The sequence below is a fragment of the Bacteroides sp. 51 genome, from assembly GCF_010500965.1.
In the GTDB taxonomy this organism is placed as follows: Bacteria; Bacteroidota; Bacteroidia; order Bacteroidales; family Bacteroidaceae; genus Bacteroides.
In genome coordinates, this window is the sequence record NZ_QVMI01000047.1 from 1 (window position 1) to 20,355 (window position 20,355).

A 20,355-nucleotide genomic window follows, 5' to 3' on the forward strand; every position below is an offset into this window, starting at 1 on the left:
CACACAGATGGGACACCCTATTTGAATACAAATAAATTATAACTCACTGAATGTCAGTGGAAACGAATTTGAATGAGAGAAAAGCGCCAAACTCAGGAGCAGCTACCATTTTTTAATATGTGGTAGCTGCTTAATATAAATTTACTTTAAGAGTAGCTATGCAATAGTCAGCTTTTTCAGTGTAAGACAATAGTGGAAAATCATATCAAATTACAATGGTGATATTTTCTCCCAAATAGATATAATTTGATTATGCATAGATGTCTCTGTTTTTTCAATTTTGAAACCTTCTGCAACACATTCAAACATGTTATCATGGAATGTTATGATATAATGTTTGTAATTTTCCCATTTCTTTGGATTGTAATAGGGGTGAACTTTACTCATATCTTGTAGCTCTTTTATTATGTTAGAGCCTTTCAGTTCGTAAAAAGCATAGGATTCCAACCCTAACTTCCTGTATGGATGTCCATCAATTGTTTCATTATCAGGAACTCCAAAGGTGTATTTTAAGCAGCGATTAAAAACCATTGAAACAATCCCTGTGTCAGAACCTATATCCCGTTGATGTAGGTCATCAAACGTTTTATCAACATAAAAAGAAAGATATAATTCATTGTCTGTCGAGATAATTGTAGGCATTGGAGCCCCTGTGTCAATCCGAATTTCTTTTTCTATTTCTAATAATTTCATGTTTATTATTTTATTATTATAATTCATAAATTAGCTGTGAATAAAAAGATTATTATTTACCCATATAAAGAATAGATGCCTTTGATTGTTTTATAATATTTGTACCATTTATTAATCCATTTCTTGTAAGTTGATCGCTGAGCATCTTTTCAAACATTTCTTGTCCCGTTCGATTTACCACATTCCAAGAACTTCGAGCAACACCTGCTTCCATTAATGCAACCGAAGAACGAGTGTTTAGGATAAATGTTTGTCCATTTCTTACTACAACATCTATTGGAACATCTGCTACTGTTCGAGTACCATTCATTAAAGATTTCGCCAGACTACTAATTGTTTCACCAGCAAAGTTACCACTTCCGCTAAATGCATGATTAAATGTTTTCTGTGCCCATACAGCATTTTCAATTTCGATGCTATTTGTTAACATTTTTGTCACTATAGTAGAATTCTTACCAGACGAGAATATTTTACCAAATGTTTGGCCAAGCCAACCACCTAATTTAGCGAAAGCTAATTCGCCTCCTAAAAGTGCTAAGCCTGTGTCTGTAATATCAAATCCAGCCCCCTTTAAATGACGAACTTTATAGCCTCTGCTTTCTGCGGCCTGTAAATCAAGAAATCCTTTTTCGGTTATTATAGGATCAGTTCTATCTATAAAAATCCGATCATATGCGTCTTGGGTTTTGAATACATCTATGGCTTTATTTTCTGTATTTACCATGATGTCATCTGGACTAGTAAGAACCATACCTGTTGGATCCACATACCTCATCGGATTATTCGCACAATACGCATACGGACTAATCGCATAATACTTCTCCGCCATCGCGTCCATTGTTGTGAACCTGCTTAACCTGTCATCATAATTCCTTGCCTCAAAGTCATGCCACTGCGTATTACCATCCAGTTCTTTCCCGCCAAACTTATATGGCTGCGCATTTTCGCCTGATGTTTTGAATGTACTTCCAAACGGATAGTAACTACTCTTTTGTTCGGGTGTTCCGGTACTTTGTGCCACAACCCGATTGTTACCCAAATGATCCTTTAGATAGTAATAGTACGATGGAGTGGTACCCGAAAGCGTAACATATCCTTCTTCGTTAAGTATTCTCTTAAGCGCCCTGTTTTCATAGATCACACTGCCACAGTAATCCGTAGTCAAGGTAGTAGCACCATTGACATGCTTTGTTTGCAGTTTCCTGCCTGAGGCATCATACAGATATTCCGTGTACTTGCTACTACTCCAGATAACCTTCTTAGGCAAATTTAATGAATTATATTCAATTGTCATAATTCCTTTACCTGTATCTTTGGTCATGCTACCGTTTCTATTGTACGAGAAACTGCTATTACCCGCTGTGGTAATTTGATTGCCAGTATGATTTATACTCAAGTCATCCCCACCACGTATCTGGCGTGTTATATTACCATGCTTGTCGTAAGACACCGTATTATTGTATTCGTTGGGGTAATCAACAATTTCATTAAAGTATATTCCGCGTCCATATATGGCATCTGTCATCCTGTTCAGCTTATCGTAAGTAAACTTATACCTCTGGGCATTATCTGTTGTTGTCCGCCAGGTCATGGAACTGATGTTGCCATTGTATCGGGGTGCACCATCACCAGTGTTATAATATAGATACTGAGTATAGTTAGTACCAACAATCCCCGTTAACCAGGAGCGCACATTGTAGGCGTATGATAGCGCGTTTACAGAACCGGTAGTATGTACTTTTTTGTTTTGCATTCTACCTAAATTATCATACGCGTACTCTGCCAGAGTAACAGGGGTATTGGAATTTAATTTATACGTTACCTTTTCCAGTCGCCCTGCATGGTCGTATATATAAGTGTACAATTGGGTTTGTGTGGCACCTAATGCGGTATGTACTGCTTTTCTTTTCTCAGGTTGTCCACCGAAATTATAGCCGATGAATTCTGAATCTTTTCCTGCCAAATGATTCGTTGCTTGCGATTGAACCAATCTTCCCCGATAGTCATAATATAGGGCTGAGCAAATCTGTTCGCTTCCGTTGCCAGCTTCTGCAAAGTAAGTTCCGGTCAACAGGGATTTATAGCTTTCGGTGTAACGTGTTCCGAATATACTTTCGGGTGTTATATATTCTAGTGCAGAAAACCCGGATAAAGTCATGAAGTCGTAGCTATCATAGTATTGGGCTGACAATATTTTGACAGGTGAGGCGGGGGGCATACCAGAAATGTTGTATCCTTTGTATGCTCCACTTGTTCCTGCCCAAGTAGCTTTCATTACAATATTTTCCAATGGGTTATTCTGATAGTTGAATGTATTCTTACACGTCCCAGTTAGTACCGTTCTTCCCAGGTCATCTGGAATGCTGAATGTCCATTCGCCATGTGGGTACTGTTCGCCATCTTGTGTAAAGATCAGACGGTCTGTTTTATCATAAATATAATATATCCATTCTGCTCCCGGAAGTTTCTTGGCAATACACCGCTTGTAGTCGTCATATTTGTACAAATAGGCATACTGCTGCAGGTAGGTAGTGCTGTCGTTCCATGTGCCGGCACTCAGGTTATCTGCTGCCAAGGGGGGCAGGACAGCTCGTAGATTGTCATAGCTATCATAGATGTAATAGGTATCATGGGCGTCTGTTCCGTCCATCTGCCTGGTAAGTACTACGTGCCCGAGTTTATCTTTGAACTCATAGGAGATATTTCCATCTTCATCCATCTGTCGGGTTACATACAGTTGATTCGCTGTATAATTAGTTGTATTACTTACTCTGGATATGCTGACTGTGGCCAGATTATCTGTGGTCTGATATAATTTGCAGGGGTAGGTGGTGTTATTGGTTAAGTATGCAGTTTGTACTTTCTTCTCATTGTTCTGCCAGTCTTGCCCCGGGCCGTATTGCTCAATTACCCGGTTGAGTGGTGAGAGTTCGTAAGCTGTTTTTGTATGGGCTTTCGCATCATTCCTGTATGTGGAGAGCGATTTACTCATTACATTGCCTAATGATACGAATGAGCCATTATTGCTGGTTGCCACTACGGGAATCCAAGCATTAGCTGTGCGGCCATTGGCATCATATTCTTGATAGGTAACAAGGTTGGCTTTATTGGGACTAGCCTGTATTTGTGCGGTTTGTACAGGGCGTCCCAGTCCGTCAAAATACTGAACAGTTCGTAGTGCCTGATGTGCTGCTAATCCGTCTGCATTGGTCGATTCCACCTGAGGAGTAATCGTCAGCACATAGTTTCTATTTGTGCTCAGATTGGGATTAAAGCTCTGTCCGTATGTATTGCCTATGAAAGACAATAACATGAATAATATAAATAATATTCTTTTTTTCATAATCATATTCTTTTTTTATCTGTTTACATAATTGTATTTATAAGACTCTAGTATCTCTTTTACACCATTTGTTTTTTTGATATAAACTTCCTTCAACCGATTGGAGGTGTCATAGTCGTAATATGTGCTAAAGCCACGAGGATCTGTAATTGTTTCTATGCCAATCAAAGGCTTGTACTTGTAGGTTGTAACCTGCGCCTTGGGTATGGAGGTGCGAAGTGTGTTTAGCTTGCTCAGATCGTTGTCTGATGGTATACTGGAGGTTGTTAATGTACTTAGATTTAATCCTGTGTATTGCGCTATATTGCTTACCTCGGTATACGATGCATTTGCAATTTGGGCGACTAGCTGTTGGCCTCTATAACTCCACAAATAGACACTCTGTAATGCCCCATTTTCTATGATATGTATCGGATTTCCGTAACTGTCATAGCGAGGGTATTCTATGATTGTTTTCCAGACTGAACCATTGAGTCGTTTGACGTTATCTAAAACGGGTAAATAAGATTCTACTTTATAAGTGAATCGTAAAGATTCTAGTGTTTTATTGGTGCTACTATTTATTGGAGTAAGTTTTTCGATAGTCAAAGGTTTGCTCAATATGTTCTTATCGAATAAAAGTTTTTCACCGGGCCCTAATATGCTGTAGGAGTAATCTGTGGAATAACTGTATTTGGTAATAAATTCTTTACTGTCGCTATTCGTAGTTTTCTCTTGTGAGATCAGTGAATAGTTGTTGTATTGATAATCTATTGTCTGGACAACTCCATTGGCATCTGTTAGCTCTTTCTTTATCAGCAAACAGGGTGTCAGGTATATTCTATAGGAACACTTCCCTCTAGGCAATGATGCTACAGATACATTATATCTGCTTTCGGCTTGGGATTTATTGTAGGTATATTTTTCTAGACGAACTTTAGCACCCGATGCGTTATAATATTTTTTTTCGAGTAATTTTCCACGGAAATGAGATAGATCATTCGTTCTGTATAGATCTCCCTTTTTACGTATTTCAGAGTCCGTCGACTGGCTTAACCCGTGAAGTGCCCCATGATAAAGACTATATGTCGTTCCTGTATTCGTATTTTTCATATCTACGCGAGATGAAAAGGAATAATGTATATAACTATTGTCGGAAAATCGTTCAATAACATCACTATATCCGATATGGTATTCATTTATATTTTCATTTCTCCCTAATGAATTGCAACTTACATCTTCTTGGTGACGAACTGTTCCATCATTTGTCATTCTCCAGCTTTCCTTAGTTATATATTGGGGTTTAAGGCCAATTACCCCACTTCCCATACTATTTGGGATTTTATATTCGAACTGTCTGGAGGAGTAATATTTATTTTGATCTATCCCATCGTAGTCTTGAATAGATTTGACCCTGATCCCTCCACACTCAATTCCAGTAAGCAATATCATCCTTGTTCCATCATAATTAGAGTATGAATTGTATTTGTTTTGTTCATAGCTAATTTCTGTCTTGCCTCCCGTTGGATATGTAATGGACTTTAAGGAACCTGCATATGGTTTTTCGGAGGAGGTATTTTTGCTTTCATCAATCGTGAGACCATAAAGAAATACGTCTTCGGGAAGGGATGTATTACCTCCATTCCAGAATCCCCAATGATCCAAAGAAAAAGTTAAAGGGTCAGGGGCTGTAAATGATAAGTCATAATGTAATGTATGAACTTCATCATTTTGGGTTATCCGATTCAAAAAGAAATACTTTCCATTAGATGTGTAGTTGAACGAGGTTTCTTTTATCGTTCCCGAATGTGTACAAGATATTTTTGAATAGGCAATGGAATTGTCATATGCAGTGAAGAATGTGCTTTTATCTTGTGTTGTAAATATAATGTCCGTTCCATTGTCAAATAGTACTTTTTTGAGTATTGGGGTTAATGTTGATTCTTTTATAACAGCTTTTCTTTGAGACGGATTTATTCCTCCATTAAGCGAGCGGGTTGTCTGAAAATAGTTATAATAAGTCGGTTGCAGTTTACTTTCATATTGGAAAGAGGCTCTACGTTTATTCGGAGCTGTTATCGTATTCAGATGCCATGCTGTAATATGCCTTGTTGGAGCATATAAACCATTGGCTATTAATTCTGTTTCATTCGGTAAGAAATACTCCAGATATGTCGTATTTCCTCCAAACTCATAGATATAGCCATCTGGAGTAGTGATGGTTATCGTGGAATTGTTTGGGGCGTTAGTATAACTGTTTGATTGAATGGATAATCCACTTATGTCTATCTTATATCCTTCGCCATCCAGGCAGATCGGTAATGTGTTATTCCCAATAATAAAACGTCCTGAATGTTTGCCAAAAGAGAATTGGAAGATATCCGGTTCAAAGTCATGGTAAACATCGCCCCGTATGTATCCTGATGTGGAAGATTCGGGCATGTTGAAATTAGTTAGATAACTTTCTGTCGCACCTGTATAGGTTCTGTTTCTGATAGCTGCTAAAAAGCCATCTTTCATATAACGCCTGTACTCCCTGTTAGGGTTACCTCTGGTGTCGTCCGGACTGCCTTGTACGGTTCTTGTTATGACGCCGCCAAATTTGAGTAACCAGTTATAACCTACTACAGATGGTCTTTTAGAAGGTATAAAGCCGGTTGATACGTATTTGAGGGACATAGGCAGGTCGAAATCGTTATCTTTGTAACCATCCAATGGTATTTCGAGGTTCAACAGTCCGTTGTAATGCTCCACATCCAGATTGCCGTATCGCATGAAGTCGGCTGTTTGTGGTGTGGAAACTCCGATGTTGGAGCTGTGTAGGTATCCGGCTGCATCGGATTCTTTAGATTGTGCTTTTATGGAAAAGCTAATGGCCAGTAAAAGTGCTAGTAGCACATATTTTTTTGAAATGAAATGTATTGTATTCATCTTTATAATATTTATTAATTCTTACTTTATTTAGAGTTGGTGGGAAGGCAGTTCATTGGAAAAAGAAAAGCCTTCCCAGTCTCATTAATTCACTCTACAACGTCATCGCACTTGCACCCAATGCACCTGCCAGTGCACTAATGGCTGCGATGATTACTTTCAGGATTACATCCCATGTTTTTTGCTTACTCATATCGTTTGTTTGTTTTGTGGCTGACCGGCAAGATGCCGGTGCCTGATTTATTACTCGTTTTACTTGTGGCGGGGTATCGCAGCCAAGCCTTTTAGTCGACATCAAAACCTGGCTGCGGTACCTTGCCGCCCCGCATGGAAACCTGGGCGCCCCGCCTCGGGGCTAGAATCCTGGGTCTATCACTTCGCCGCCGCCGTCGTCTCCGCCGTTATCGCCGTTGGTGTTTCCGGTTGCTGACACGTCGCTTTTCACATAGAACTCCACGTTGTTTGCTGCGCCGCGGGTGGTGGCGGTGCTATCGTTCACAAGACGAAGGGTGTTGTCTACGGCAAAGCGCACGTTGACTTTGCGGATGTTTTTGACGGTGCAGTCCTTTTCATCTTCCGTACCTTCGCAGTTGAAAGTAGTATAGAAGATGCCCAGGTCGTCGATCTTTACTTTGTCGCCCTTGACAAGGATCTTGCGCAGGGAGCGAATGAACGACTTCATGACGTGGGTTACGTCTTCGGCGCTCATGCCACCGATGGCTTCGGTTTCCTCGGCCACGTCTTTGATGGTGTATAGCCTCGCATGTCCGGGCACGACTTTAAGATAGTTAAGTACTTGCGACGCGGGGTCGCTCATGATTTTGTTGCGTTGGTAACGCATTACAGGTATGGCCATATGTTGGTTCCTCCTTTTTTTTAATTTGTTAGATAATAAATAATTTAATGTTCACTGTGTAGAGGCTGTCGGTTGTTCGAGCAGACTCTCGAGGTTCGGGGTGCACTCCTTTCCTGTTTGTACTACAAAGATAGAGTATTGCGGATGGGCAGAGTTCCGCTCAAGTTCCGCTCAAGTTCCGGAAGGGAACCGGACTGTTAAACTGTCTTAATTGTGCGCTTCCTTCCGGGTTAAGGTACTCCCAGGTGATCTATAATAGTCTGTACCTGCTCGTAGGTGAGATCGCGCGAGGTGATGTTGAATCCTTGGGCTTGCAGGCTTTCCCATAGCTGTGGACTATGGCGTAGCCAGTGATTGAACTTGCGTAGGGCTACTTTCCTGATGTAGTTTGGCATGTACAGTTGCGCCAGTTCGGTTTTGTTGTAAGGGCGGTGTATGAATGTGTGGTCTGCGGACCTGTCTTTCGATTCTGTTTTCATAAGCGTTTGATTTTTTTTTGGGGGGGGTACAGCCTCACCCCAGCCCTCTCCAAAGGAGAGGGAGATGGCTGCGCAGTTCCGTGCGCTAGCTGTAACTCCTATTCCCCCTCTCCTTTGGAGAGGGCTGGGGTGAGGCTGTAGTTTCATTTATTTCCATCTCATTTTACTTGCCTAAAGCTCACTCTCCCCGGCTCCCTGGAAGGCATCCGGTTCTTGCACATCTTCTTGGAGCCAGCTGCTGTTATCGAACGGGTGGGGGTGGAATTCGATACTATCGGGTGTTAGTCCTGGTTTCTCGTCGCACTCGGTGAAGCGGCCGTTGCTGGCGTTGAAGACGTAGGTGGCGGTGCCGCCTTGTCCGAGGTGCCGGAACTTGACTTTCTGGACGTGCAGGCGGGTGACTTTGGCTTCGCGGTTGCGTTCGACGATTAGCCCGAAATCGGCTTTGTTGTAGAAGGCGGCGGAGCCGTTGATGTCGTACATGTCGGGTGTGGCGATGCGCTTCATGCCGGGTTCGCGCTGCATCTTGCGGGGGTGGGCGACGAGGATGACGAGGCAGCGGTGGCGGCGGGCAAAGACGGCGAGGCGGCTGAGGAAGGCGTTCATGTATTGCGTTTCGGACTGTCCGGAGGGGATGTCGTGGTCGATGCAGTTCACCGGGTCGAGCACGAAGAGGCGGATGCCGCGGCGGTAGACTAGTTGGCGGGCGGTGGCGAGGATGTTCCGGGCCGTAAAATCGTCCTGGGGCAGAATGGAGCAGATGTTTTGGTTGAGGTAGTCTAGCGTGGCGCGGAATTGCGTGTCGGAGAGCAGGCCCTTGCGGAAGGGCGATCCGGTGAGCTTTTCGGCCAGTTTATGTATGTGGTAGGCCATCGGCATGTTTTCGGGACTGAAGTAGGCGGCGCGCCAGTGGTGGCGGAGGTTGAGGCGGAGAACGAGTTCGTCGACGAATTCGGACTTGCCGGCGCCGGGGATACCGGTGACGACGGCGAGGCGGCCGAGTTCGAAGGTGCAGATCTGGTCGAGGTTCCGCCAGCCCGTGTCGGCACCGCTGCCGAGTCCGTTTTCGAAGAGCGTGCGGACTTCATCTTCCAGGTCTTCGGCGGTGTAGACGCCTTCGAGTGGGGTTTCGGGGGCGGCGGCGAAGGCTGCACGGAGCATCTCGGCACCACCGTCGAGGAGGAGTACTTCGTTGGCATCTTTGGCGGGCGAGAGGTCGACGATGCGGCAGCGCTCGGGGCCGAGGCGGCGGAGGAGTTCGTCGCGCAGCTGCTGACCCTTGCGGTCGGTGTCGACGCAGATGTAGATGGCTTGTTTGTCGGCAAAGTGCGAGTCGACGAAGCGGTCCATCCACGAGAGGTTGCAGTTGGCACCGCCGGGCACGGATACGACTTCGGTGATTCCGGCCGTGATGCAGGCCAGGGCGTCCATTTCGCCTTCAACGATCGTGCACGTGGGCTGGCCCAGAATGCTGTCGAGGTTGTAGGGAATGAGTTCGGCTCCGCTGACGAGCTTGAAGTTTTTGTTCAAGTCGCGGAACTTCGTGTTCACCACCCGTCCGCCCTCGTGGTAGTTGAAGCAGATGCAAAGTTCCTTCCGCCCCGTTTGCGGCATGTACTGCTCGGAGGAGGTGACGCCGGCGGCGATCAGCGTGCTGGCGGGGATGTTGCGCTCTTTCTGGAACCACTGCACGATTTGGTCGTCCAAGACGGCGGGTTGGGGGCGAGGCGCCCCGGCCAGTGGCGGCAAGCCGCGCTGCGCACGAGAACCCGACCGTTCCGCATGGAAACCTGGCCGCCTCGCCTCGAGGCCGCCCTCGAGGCCGCAGCCTTTCCAGTTGCAGTAGTGGCAATAGAAGAGTCCGGTGTCGAGGTTGACGCTGAGCGACCGGTCGCGCTTGTCCCGGCGTCGGTCGTGGCATTGCGGACAGTGGGTTTTCATTCGTCCGCTGGTGCGTCCGTTGGTATTGATGTTGAATTTGCTAAAGTTTATCATTTTGAGTGTTTTTTTATTGGTTATTCGTTAAAAAAGAGCATAGCTGTGGCCAAACAAGACGGTTTCTTGTTCACCTTAAAGTACTTTCTCATGATGTTTAAGATACTTTCCCGCCGGGCGTGAAGTTATTTCCCGCGGTTGGTGAGGCTATTTCTCCCTACAGCGCAGCGCGGCTTGCCGCCACTGGCCGCCCCGCCTCGGGGCTAGATCCATTGGTTTTCTTGGGGGCTCCATACGGCGTTATCGTTGGGTCGTGGGGGTGCGTCGGCGGGTATGGGGTTGCCGTAATAACTTCGTTTGCCTGTCTGCGCGTCGAAGGTTTCGTACGGGTTGCAGCCGGCGCGGTTATGCACATCATCGAGCAGGGCGAGCAGGCCGGCTACGCGGCTATGGGTGGGTGTGCCCGGACGCATAAAGTTGGCAAAATACGCCTTGATATCTCCTACTGACTGCTGACTGCTTCCGCTGCCTTGCAAGCGTACGTGCTTCCGGAAGGCTTCAATGATTCTTTCCTGATATTTTAAAAACAGCTTGCTGATGCCGGAGTTCATTGCCAGTATAGTCATCCACTCTTTGTCCTGGGTGGCGAGGTCGAGATACGTCTCCCACGATTCGAGTCCGGCACCGGCAATATTTGTAGTATCGGTAGTATTAGTGCCGGCATTTATATCCGAATTAAAAACCATCTGCTGCTCCTGCTTCTCTTCTACTACGTTAGTAGTAGAAGTAGTAGTTTTATTCTTTTCTATTCTATTCTCTTCTATTGATCCATCGCCGATGGTGAATTGCCCCCTTGCATTTCGTTTGGCTTTGTCCGCATTCTTCTTACCTGCTCTTGCGTTCTTCCGGATCTTTTCCTCGTATGCACCCATCGCCCGGTCCATGTAAGGTGCAGAGATAATCTCCCCTTCCTGTTGTAGGTCGAATTCGAACAGTCCCGAATCGTAAAGCACCCTTTTGAGTGTCTTCTGGCTGATTTTGCACCTTCTTGCCATTCCTTTTATGGCACTCGGACTGCACTGGTAATTTACGCTGTTTCGCAACTCGATCAATATCAGGATATACACTCCAAAGCCTTTCGCTCCTTGTGTTTCAATTAACTCGGCTACTTTGCTTCCGTTAATCATGTTTACTTCGAATGGGAAGTACAGTTTTGCTTTCATAATTTGGTGTTTGATTGTTATTATGTTATCGTTCTCAGATCAACGGCATGCTTTTGCTTACTCATTAATCACACTGCAAATGTACTACAATATTTGGATATACTACGAATGATGATGCGAAATGTTTAGCATTTAAATATATTTAACGGAATTCGGGTAGTTAAATATTAGTAATATTACTCTGTGTGGTAGTATTCATGGGGCTTGTAGTAAAAAGGAAGGGCTGATTTGTAATTCGGGAACTAAAAGGTTTAACTTATAACGGGAGGGAAAGGAGTGATTTACTGTAGGGGCGGTTCGCGAACCGCCCAATGCCCAGAATACACAGGAAACAATTTTCGGGCGGTTCGCGAACCGCCCCTACAGCTAATCATTTACATTCATAACTAATTAGAAATACACCAAAACTAATCAAAACCATCCAGAAATACATCAAGACCCAACAGAAACACCCACCCCATTCCCCCATTCCCCCTGCAATTCACCCCCGATGCGCCCTAAAAATCCACCAACCTTCCGCGTCGTATTTGTATTTTTATCTTTTTTCTTGCAATAAATTAAAAAGATAACTTAATTTTGCAGAATTGTTTTTATAGAAAGTAATGGCAAACGACTCTTTGTTCCTGATAGATGTAGATAAAATACTTCGGCAGAAAGCTCCGAAGCACTACAAATATATCCCAAGATTCGTAATCTCCTACCTGAAGCGAATCATCCATCAGAAAGAGATCAACGTATTTCTGGAAGAGTCGAAAGACGAGATCGGCGTCGACTTTTTAAAAGCATCCGTTGACTTTCTGGACATGAAGCTCGACGTCCGCGGACTGGAAAACCTGCCCCAGGACGGCCTCTACACCTTCGTGTCCAACCATCCGCTGGGCGGACAAGACGGAGTGGCACTGGGCTACATTCTGGGCCGGCACTTCGACGGACGGGTGAAATACCTCGTCAACGACCTGCTGATGAACCTCCGGGGACTGGCACCGCTGTGCATCCCCATCAATAAAACCGGAAAGCAAAACAAAGACTTTCCGATGATGGTCGAAGCCGGATTCAAAGGCCCCGACCAGCTGATCATGTTTCCGGCCGGACTCTGTTCGCGCCGCCAGAAAGGAGTAATCCGCGACCTCAAATGGTCGAAGACATTTATAGTAAAAAGCATTCAGAATCAGAGAGACGTCGTACCCGTTCATTTCGGCGGACGAAACTCCGATTTCTTTTACAACCTCGCCAACCTATGTAAAGCACTGGGCATTAAAGTGAACATCGCCATGCTTTACCTGGCCGACGAGATGTTTAAAAATCGCCATAAGACCTTTACCGTCACTTTTGGCAAACCTATACCTTGGCAAACCTTTGATAAATCGAAAACTCCGGCCGCGTGGGCCGAGTATGTAAAGGAGGAAGTGTATAAACTTGGGCGCGACGCATTGTCGCAAAAAGAGAAATGACAGATATGGAAGATATTATCGCACCGGTAGACAAAGAGCTGATTAAGGCAGAGCTGACCGAAGAAAAACGGTTACGCATGACCAACAAAAGTAATAATCAAATCTACATTATTACCTATCAGGACTCGCCGAACACCATGTTAGAAATAGGGCGCTTGAGAGAAATCGCCTTTCGTGCCGCAGGCGGCGGTACCGGCAGAGCATACGATTGGGACGAATACGATACGATGGACGACCCGTACAAACAGCTCATCGTCTGGAACCCCGAAGCCGAAGACATCCTGGGCGGATACCGCTACATCCTCGGAACAGACGTACGCTTCGACCAGAACGGGCACCCCATCCTCGCCACCAGCCACATGTTCAGCTTCTCCGAACAATTCAATAAAGAATACCTTCCCGTCACCATCGAACTAGGACGCTCCTTCGTCACCCTCGAATACCAATCCACCCGCGCCGGCAGCAAAGCCCTCTTTGCACTCGACAACCTGTGGGACGGGCTGGGGGCGCTGACCGTGCTGATGCCCAACGTGAAGTACTTCTTCGGCAAAGTAACCATGTATCCGAGCTACCACCCACAAGGCCGCGACATGATCCTCTACTTCCTCTGGAAGCATTTCGGCGATAAAGACAACCTGATCACCCCACTGCGTCCGCTCGTCATGGAATCCGATACAACCACGCTCGCAGAGTTGTTCAATAAAGATACATTTAAAGAAGATTACCGCATACTGAATACAGAAATCCGCAAACTAGGCTACAACATCCCCCCGCTGGTCAATGCCTACATGAGCCTTAGTCCAACCATGCGCATGTTCGGCACAGCCATCAACTACGGCTTTGGCGATGTCGAAGAAACCGGAATACTCATCGCAGTCGACGAAATACTGGAAGATAAACGCATGCGCCACATCGAATCTTTCGTAAAGAACGATCCGCACGACTGCAAAATCACCTCCGGAGCAAACAAAGTTTTCTATAAACGAACCGACGAATAGCGGCAAGGTGCCGCTGCCAGGTTTAGCTTGTGTTAATCCGCAGGAGGGGAGTTCTATGCAGCACTAAAAGAACATACTACCCGCATGGAAACCTGGGTGCGGCACCTTGCCGCCGCCTCGGGGCCTACACTGCGGGCAGACTATTGCCCTTTATCTTTCTATATAAATCGAGCGCATACACATCCGTCATGCCCGATATATAATCAATCACCGCCTGAATCCTTTCGTACAGCCCCGGTGCATGAACGCTATACTGATCCGACATCCGGTCGATAAGCAACCGCGAGTACGCCTTCTCCGGCGACTTCACCGCGTTGATCATCAAATCCAGCAGCGTACTGATCACATGGAAACCCGCCAACTCAATATCCAACACATCGCGCGAGCGATAAATCTTCTTAACCGATATCTCCTCGCAATACCTATACGCCGCCCGTGCCCTCGGGCAAATATGCTTGATGAGTGCACCCTCGAACTCCCCTTCCAGAATCCGCTCCTCATTATCCAGGAAAACCTGCGTACACTCCCTGATCAGCAATCCAATCACCGACGACCGCAGATACGCAATCTGTTCATTCGTGTCACTCACCCGCTTAAACGTCTCCCGCATCTTCAACTGCCTGGCCTCGTCGAAGTAAGAAATAAGCAGATTGATCGTTTCCTCCGTAGTAATGATTTTCAACTTATGCGCATCCTCAAGGTCCATCACCTGATAACAGATATCGTCCGCCGCCTCCACCAGGTACACCAACGGATGGCGTACATACCTCAGCGGATTATCGCTTAGCTTCTTCATCCCCAACCTGTCGGCTATCTGTCGGAAGCCCTCTTCTTCGCTCATAAAAAAGCCAAACTTCCCCTTCTTGCCCGCCATGCTCGATGCATACGGATATTTTACAATAGAAGCCAGCGTGGAGTACGTCATCGCAAACCCGCCCTTCCGTCGCCCCTCAAACTGATGCGTAAGCAAGCGGAAAGCATTCGCGTTCCCTTCGAAGTGAATAAAATCCGACCACTGCTCCTCCGATAGCTCGCCTTTAAGCTCAGAGCCATTTCCCTCCGAGAAATACGTGGAAATAGAACGCTCCCCCGAATGCCCGAAAGGCGGATTCCCCAAATCGTGTGCCAGGCAAGCAGCCGAGACAATGGAACCGATCTCCGGCAAAAAAGAATCCACCAACTCCGGTTGCCGCTGAAGAATAGCCGTGGCCACATCATTCCCCAACGAGCGACCCACACAAGAAACCTCCAGACTATGCGTCAGCCGGTTATGCACGAATACACTCCCCGGCAGCGGGAACACCTGTGTTTTATTCTGTAACCGGCGGAAAGGAGCCGAGAAAATAAGTCTGTCATAATCGCGCTGAAACTCCGAACGGTTCTCCTGCCGATGCAGGTTCAAGTCCTCCATGCCGAATCGCTGGGCGGATATAAGTTTTCTCCAATCCATTTTATTTAGTTGAAAGTTGAAAATTGAAAGTTGAAAGTTACCATGCGGAATAGCCGCAGAATTGTTTAAAGTTTGACTAAAAGCTTAATTTAAAACTTAATACAAATCCTAATTTTAAGTTAAACTTTCAATTTTCAACTTTCAACTTTCAACTTATTAAGCGCAAATGTATGAAAAATAGGGGTAAAATGTCTATTTTCGCACATTAATATAGTAAACAGATTCATTATGAAGATACAGGTTATAAACAAATCGAAACATCCGCTACCCGAGTATGCAACCAAACTATCGGCAGGGGTCGACCTTCGTGCCAATCTCTCCGAACCGATTGCGCTGGAGCCGCTACAACGTTGCCTTGTTCCGACAGGTTTGTACATCGCCGTGCCCCCGGGATATGAAGCGCAGGTACGCCCACGAAGCGGACTTGCCATCAAAAAAGGAATCACCGTATTGAACTCGCCCGGAACCGTCGATGCCGACTACCGCGGAGAAGTTTGTGTTATCCTGATTAACCTTTCTTCCGAAACATTTGTTATTGAAGATGGCGAACGCATTGCACAAATGATCATCGCCAGCCACGAACAAGCCGAATGGGAACCGGTAGAATCTCTCGACGATACCGAACGCGGAGCCGGAGGCTTTGGTCACACAGGGCGCTAAGTGGCAAGCCGGGGGTCGGGAACCCCAGCCAGGTTATAGCTTTTGGTGTGTATAACGGATTGGAAATGAATTAAAAGTAAATGGTTAACTGTAGGGGCGGTTCGCGATCCGCCCAATGCACAGAATACACAGGAAACCATTTTCGGGCGGTTCGCGAACCGCCCCTACAGTAAATCATTTACATCATAACCATTCAGAAATGAATAAACCAATAAGAAAGAAATGAAACAATACCACATACAAACCCTTACCGCTGCCTTGCTTCTCGTACTTGCAGGCACATTTATCTCCTGTACTTCCTCGCGCAAAGCAGTGAAGTCGCAAGAGGTAAACACCGTTGTGCGTCAGCAACTCACCCCCGAGCAGCAGCGTAAATACGAATATTTCTTTCTGGAAGCTACCCGCATGCGGGCACAGAATGAGTACGACGCAGCCTTCGAACTCTACAAGCGCTGCCTCGAGATAGACCCGAATGCCCCTTCCGCCCTATACGAAATATCCCAGTACTATCAACATCTGGGACAACCCGAACTAGGACTCGAATCCCTCAAGAGAGCCGCCACCTACGCCCCCAACAACTACTGGTACAGCCAGGCCCTTGCCAGCTTCTACCAGCAACAAGAAAAAACAGACGAATCCATCGCACTTCTGGAGTCCATGGTTGTCCGTTTCCCTGCAAAACAAGAACCCCTGTTCGCCTTGATGGAACTGTATGGCAAACAACAAAACTACGAGAAAATGATCTCCACCCTCAATCGCATAGAAAACGCGATAGGCAAGAACGAGCAGATCAGTCTCGAGAAGTTCCGTATCTATTTGCAGATGAAAGACGACAAGAAAGCCTTCGAAGAGATAGACAACCTAGTCAAAGAATACCCGCTGGATATGCGCTACCTCACCGTTCAGGGAGATGTATATCTGCAAAACGGTAAAAAAGAAGAAGCCTACGAGATATATAAAAAAGCCCTGGCGCGTGAACCCAACAACCCACTGGCGCAAATATCCCTGGCCACCTACTACGATGCCATCAACGAAAAAGAACTTTACTACCAGCAGTTAGACACCATTCTGCTGAATAAAGAAGTAGGCACCGACCTGAAACTCAGCCTGATGCGCCAGTTCATCGTTGGCGATGCCCAGTCGCGTAAGGACAGTACCGAAATCATATCCATGTTCGAACGCCTTATCGAGCAGGACTCCGAAGACACAGAAATCCCGATGCTCTACACCCAGTACCTCATCTCCAAGAAAATGGAAGATCAAACCGTTCCCGTACTGGAGCATATCCTCAGTCTGGACCCCACAAACACCGCGGCCCGAATGACACTTCTCGGTACGGCCATCCGCAAGAACGACTATGCATGGGTGATACGCATCTGTAAGACCGGTACCGAAGTCTCCCCCGAAACCATCGAATTCTACTTCTACCTGGGCATTGCCTACTACCAGGAAAAACAATACGAAGAGGCACTAGCCACCTACACCGAAGCCTTGCAACATGTGACCGATCAAACCGATAAAGCCGTTATTTCTGACTTTTACAGCATGATCGGCGACATTCAGCATACCCGCAAACAGATGAAGGAAGCCTACGCCGCTTATGATTCTGCATTGGTTTACAACCCATCCAATATCGGAGCGTTGAACAACTACGCCTATTACCTCTCTCTCGAACGCCGCGACCTCGACCGCGCCGAGGAAATGAGCTACAAAACCGTCAAAGCCGAACCCAATAACTCCACCTACCTCGACACCTATGCCTGGATTCTTTTCGAGAAGGGCGACTATGTGCAAGCACGCCTTTTCATCGACGATGCATTGAAGAGTGACGCCGAAGCAAGCGACGTCATCATCGAACATGCCGGAGATATTTATTTTATGAACGGCGATGTAGATGGGGCCGTCAAACTTTGGTTGCAAGCCAAGGAGAAAGGCAGCGAGTCGAAAACATTGGAACAGAAGATAAAAAAGAAAAAGTATATACCGGATGAGAATTAAAGTACCCACAGCCTCACCCCAACCCTCTCCAAAGGAGAGGGAGGCGGAAGTTACAGTTGCACATGCCGCAAGGTGTAACCCCTTCATCCTCTCCTTTGGAGAAGGTCGGGGTGAGGCTGTGAGGTTGTTGTTTCTCTTACTCTTACTCCTTCTTGCATCCTGTAAGTCGGGTAAAATGGTGCTCCAAACCGAAACCGGTGCACGGCTGACTGGCGAGGAGCAGATGGAAGCCGTAATCGGTAACACCCCTGTCTTTGACTCTTTCTCCTCTCGTTTGCGCATGACCATCCCTCTCAAAAAAGGAGAATATACACTGAATGGTACCCTAAAGATGCAGCGCGACCAGTTGATACAGATTTCCTTGCTTCTTCCCATCATCCGTACCGAAGCCGCCCGGATAGAAATCTCACCCGAATATATACTCGTTATTGACCGTATGAACAAGCGTTACGCCTCCGTACCCGTGGGCGAGTTGCGCGAAGTATTCCATACCGAGGTGGACTTCCCGATGTTGCAGTCTCTTTTCTCCAATACTATCTTCTTACCAGGTAAGTACAACCTGACACGGAAAGATTATTCATCCTTCTCCGCGAAACTCGAAAAGGATGATGAAGTACAACTCTCCCGCAAGTCGCGCGAGTTCAACTATTCCTTCCTGACTTCCATGCAAACCAACCGCCTGATAGGTAGTTCGATAGAAACTCACTCCTCACAGTATGGTTTACAATGGAAATATGCTAACTTTGTGGCTGTAGGAGAAACAACTTTCCCATCGGAGATGACCATCCTTGTGGGGAAAAAGAAAGATCCTAGCCGAACAACATTGGAGCTATCCCGTTTATCTGTAGATAAGCAAACGCTAAGCCCAACCCCTATCCCTACTCGTTACGAGGAAATCGGGTTGAGCGATATATTAAAAATGCTGGAGAAATTATGAAACGGTTTCTTGTAGGTTTGTCCTTATGCCTGTGTTTCCTAACCACTCTTTTTGCGCAAACCAATAGCGTAATAAAAGAGTTGGAAAGCAAGCGTGCGGCCCTACAGAAGCAAATCCGCGAATCCGAATCACTCGTTCGCTCTGCAAGGAACGACGTCACCAGCCAACTCAATAGCCTGAACACCATTACCGGGCAAATCACCGAACGTAAACGCTACATCGAGTATATCAATAACGATATGGAAACTATCAACCGGCAACTCAACCTCATAGAGCGCGATCTGGTCCGGTTGGAGGAAAGTCTACTCGATAGAAAGAAGAAATATGAAGCCTCCATACAGTATCTCTATAAAAACCGGACGGTAGAGGAGAAGCTGCTTTTTGTGTTCTCGGCAAAGACCCTGACGCAAACCTATCGCCGTCTGCGTTACGTAAATGAGTATGCCACTTACCAACGCTTGCAGGGCGAGGAAATCCTGGTTAAACAAGAAGAAGTTAAAAAGAAGCGTGCCGAACTGCAAGATACCAAGAAAGCAAAAGAGGAGTTGCTGAAAGAGCGCGAAGAGGAGCGTAAACGTTTGGAAACAGAAGAACAGGTGAAGAAGAACCTGCTTACGGCTTTACAGAAGAAACAAAAAACGCTTCAGGGAGAACTGGATAAGAAACGCCGCGAGGCCAACAAGTTGAATGCACGGATTGATAAGCTAATTGCCGATGAAATCGAGAAATCCCGTAAAGCTGCCGAAGCTGAGGCACGTCGCACGGGGAAACCTGTGGATACTAAATCTGCTTCTTCTAAGGCTTTCACATTAAGTAAGGCAGATCGCGAGCTTTCGGGTAGTTTTGCCAATAACCGGGGGAAGCTCCCTGTTCCGGTGACTGGTGCTTATATGGTGGTCAACGGATATGGACAGTATAATGTGCAGGGCTTGCGTAATGTAAAACTAGATAATAAAGGGATTGATATACAGGCTCGTCCGGGAGCACAGGCGCGTGCTATATTCGATGGGGAGGTAACGGCTGTTTTTGAGGTAAGTGGTCTGACTAATATCCTTGTAAGGCACGGGAATTATATATCTGTTTATTGTAACTTGTCTTCTGCTTCGGTGAAAAAGGGAACGAAGGTCAAAACCGGAGATAGCCTGGGTACTATCTTCTCTGATAAAACAGATAATAACCGCACGATCTTACATTTTCAATTGCGCAAGGAACGTGAGCAGCTAAACCCTGAACCCTGGTTGAATAAGTAGCGGCAAGGTGCCGCACCCAGGTTTCGATGCCGCATTACTGTAGGAGGGTGTGTCATAGGTTGGTAAACCCACTTCGTCATTGCGAGTCGCCACTATATTAAAATATAGAACTATTTGTAATGACAATATCCACCCCCTGCCCCCGCCAGCGGGGGATACGATGCCGCAGGTA

General features: G+C 46.2%; 15 protein-coding genes. 6 read left to right on the forward strand and 9 right to left on the reverse strand.

All coding sequences use genetic code 11. From position 1 onward, the window contains the following. Positions 1 to 210: 210 nt before the first annotated feature. From D0T87_RS22055 to D0T87_RS22090, 8 genes are all read right to left on the reverse strand, one after another. On the reverse strand, positions 211 to 693 hold the full coding sequence (locus tag D0T87_RS22055) for a hypothetical protein (protein ID WP_163178130.1): 483 nt from the start codon (positions 691 to 693) through the stop codon (positions 211 to 213). Positions 694 to 745: 52 nt separating this feature from the next. After that, entirely contained in the window at positions 746 to 4,036 is a 3,291-nt protein-coding gene (locus tag D0T87_RS22060; protein WP_163178132.1) for a DUF6443 domain-containing protein, read from the reverse strand. 15 nt (positions 4,037 to 4,051) lie between these two features. Continuing rightward, positions 4,052 to 6,946, reverse strand: a complete 2,895-nt coding sequence (locus D0T87_RS22065) for a hypothetical protein (RefSeq protein ID WP_163178134.1) — start codon at positions 6,944 to 6,946, stop codon at positions 4,052 to 4,054. Between the two features lie 94 nt (positions 6,947 to 7,040). Continuing rightward, positions 7,041 to 7,139, reverse strand: a complete 99-nt coding sequence (locus tag D0T87_RS22070) for a smalltalk protein (protein ID WP_163171953.1) — start codon at positions 7,137 to 7,139, stop codon at positions 7,041 to 7,043. Between the two features lie 162 nt (positions 7,140 to 7,301). Further along, positions 7,302 to 7,802, reverse strand: coding sequence for a DNA-binding protein (locus D0T87_RS22075; RefSeq protein WP_163178136.1), 501 nt, complete (start codon positions 7,800 to 7,802; stop codon positions 7,302 to 7,304). Between the two features lie 230 nt (positions 7,803 to 8,032). After that, positions 8,033 to 8,281 (reverse strand): DUF4248 domain-containing protein, encoded by a 249-nt coding sequence (locus D0T87_RS22080; RefSeq protein ID WP_163178138.1) that lies wholly within the window; start codon positions 8,279 to 8,281, stop codon positions 8,033 to 8,035. Positions 8,282 to 8,452: 171 nt separating this feature from the next. Beyond that, positions 8,453 to 10,276: a bifunctional DNA primase/helicase gene (locus tag D0T87_RS22085; protein WP_163178140.1), complete on the reverse strand. Its 1,824-nt coding sequence runs from the start codon at positions 10,274 to 10,276 to the stop codon at positions 8,453 to 8,455. A 203-nt stretch (positions 10,277 to 10,479) separates the two neighbouring features. Then, positions 10,480 to 11,439: a Lin1244/Lin1753 domain-containing protein gene (locus D0T87_RS22090; protein WP_163178142.1), complete on the reverse strand. Its 960-nt coding sequence runs from the start codon at positions 11,437 to 11,439 to the stop codon at positions 10,480 to 10,482. A 602-nt stretch (positions 11,440 to 12,041) separates the two neighbouring features. Between D0T87_RS22090 and D0T87_RS22095 the strand changes: the two genes are divergently transcribed. Both D0T87_RS22095 and D0T87_RS22100 read left to right on the forward strand, forming a co-directional pair. Next, complete coding sequence (locus D0T87_RS22095) at positions 12,042 to 12,890, forward strand: 1-acyl-sn-glycerol-3-phosphate acyltransferase (protein ID WP_163178144.1); 849 nt, start codon at positions 12,042 to 12,044, stop codon at positions 12,888 to 12,890. Between the two features lie 5 nt (positions 12,891 to 12,895). Then, positions 12,896 to 13,888 carry a GNAT family N-acetyltransferase gene (locus D0T87_RS22100; protein WP_163178146.1) on the forward strand — a complete coding sequence of 331 codons (993 nt, stop codon included), beginning with the start codon at positions 12,896 to 12,898 and terminating at the stop codon, positions 13,886 to 13,888. 124 nt (positions 13,889 to 14,012) lie between these two features. On the opposite strand, the gene D0T87_RS22105 is transcribed toward D0T87_RS22100, so the two are convergent. Beyond that, positions 14,013 to 15,338, reverse strand: coding sequence for a deoxyguanosinetriphosphate triphosphohydrolase (locus tag D0T87_RS22105; protein ID WP_163178148.1), 1,326 nt, complete (start codon positions 15,336 to 15,338; stop codon positions 14,013 to 14,015). A 228-nt stretch (positions 15,339 to 15,566) separates the two neighbouring features. On the opposite strand from D0T87_RS22105, the gene dut reads away from it, so the two are divergent. The 4 genes from dut (at position 15,567) to D0T87_RS22125 (ending at position 20,183) form a co-directional block, all read left to right on the forward strand. Then, positions 15,567 to 15,998 carry a dUTP diphosphatase gene (dut, locus tag D0T87_RS22110; protein ID WP_163178150.1) on the forward strand — a complete coding sequence of 144 codons (432 nt, stop codon included), beginning with the start codon at positions 15,567 to 15,569 and terminating at the stop codon, positions 15,996 to 15,998. A gap of 222 nt (positions 15,999 to 16,220) precedes the next feature. After that, positions 16,221 to 17,996 (forward strand): lipopolysaccharide assembly protein LapB, encoded by a 1,776-nt coding sequence (locus D0T87_RS22115; RefSeq protein WP_163178151.1) that lies wholly within the window; start codon positions 16,221 to 16,223, stop codon positions 17,994 to 17,996. After that, entirely contained in the window at positions 17,986 to 18,933 is a 948-nt protein-coding gene (locus D0T87_RS22120; RefSeq protein ID WP_163178153.1) for a DUF4292 domain-containing protein, read from the forward strand. Before D0T87_RS22115 ends, D0T87_RS22120 begins: the two co-directional genes overlap by 11 nt. After that, positions 18,927 to 20,183, forward strand: coding sequence for a murein hydrolase activator EnvC (locus D0T87_RS22125; protein WP_370526959.1), 1,257 nt, complete (start codon positions 18,927 to 18,929; stop codon positions 20,181 to 20,183). The genes D0T87_RS22120 and D0T87_RS22125 overlap by 7 nt, the downstream gene beginning before the upstream one ends. Positions 20,184 to 20,355: the final 172 nt, after the last annotated feature.

What these genes read in the sequence shown, in the direction of transcription:
- D0T87_RS22105 (WP_163178148.1), bottom strand. Translation starts at nt 15,338, where the DNA reads ATGGATTGGAGAAAACTTATATCCGCCCAGCGATTCGGCATGGAGGAC.
- D0T87_RS22095 (WP_163178144.1), top strand. Translation starts at nt 12,042, where the DNA reads ATGGCAAACGACTCTTTGTTCCTGATAGATGTAGATAAAATACTTCGG.
- D0T87_RS22090 (WP_163178142.1), bottom strand. Translation starts at nt 11,439, where the DNA reads ATGAAAGCAAAACTGTACTTCCCATTCGAAGTAAACATGATTAACGGA.
- D0T87_RS22120 (WP_163178153.1), top strand. Translation starts at nt 17,986, where the DNA reads ATGAGAATTAAAGTACCCACAGCCTCACCCCAACCCTCTCCAAAGGAG.
- D0T87_RS22085 (WP_163178140.1), bottom strand. Translation starts at nt 10,276, where the DNA reads ATGATAAACTTTAGCAAATTCAACATCAATACCAACGGACGCACCAGC.
- D0T87_RS22100 (WP_163178146.1), top strand. Translation starts at nt 12,896, where the DNA reads ATGGAAGATATTATCGCACCGGTAGACAAAGAGCTGATTAAGGCAGAG.
- dut (WP_163178150.1), top strand. Translation starts at nt 15,567, where the DNA reads ATGAAGATACAGGTTATAAACAAATCGAAACATCCGCTACCCGAGTAT.
- D0T87_RS22060 (WP_163178132.1), bottom strand. Translation starts at nt 4,036, where the DNA reads ATGAAAAAAAGAATATTATTTATATTATTCATGTTATTGTCTTTCATA.
- D0T87_RS22070 (WP_163171953.1), bottom strand. Translation starts at nt 7,139, where the DNA reads ATGAGTAAGCAAAAAACATGGGATGTAATCCTGAAAGTAATCATCGCA.
- D0T87_RS22115 (WP_163178151.1), top strand. Translation starts at nt 16,221, where the DNA reads ATGAAACAATACCACATACAAACCCTTACCGCTGCCTTGCTTCTCGTA.
- D0T87_RS22075 (WP_163178136.1), bottom strand. Translation starts at nt 7,802, where the DNA reads ATGGCCATACCTGTAATGCGTTACCAACGCAACAAAATCATGAGCGAC.
- D0T87_RS22065 (WP_163178134.1), bottom strand. Translation starts at nt 6,946, where the DNA reads ATGAATACAATACATTTCATTTCAAAAAAATATGTGCTACTAGCACTT.
- D0T87_RS22080 (WP_163178138.1), bottom strand. Translation starts at nt 8,281, where the DNA reads ATGAAAACAGAATCGAAAGACAGGTCCGCAGACCACACATTCATACAC.
- D0T87_RS22055 (WP_163178130.1), bottom strand. Translation starts at nt 693, where the DNA reads ATGAAATTATTAGAAATAGAAAAAGAAATTCGGATTGACACAGGGGCT.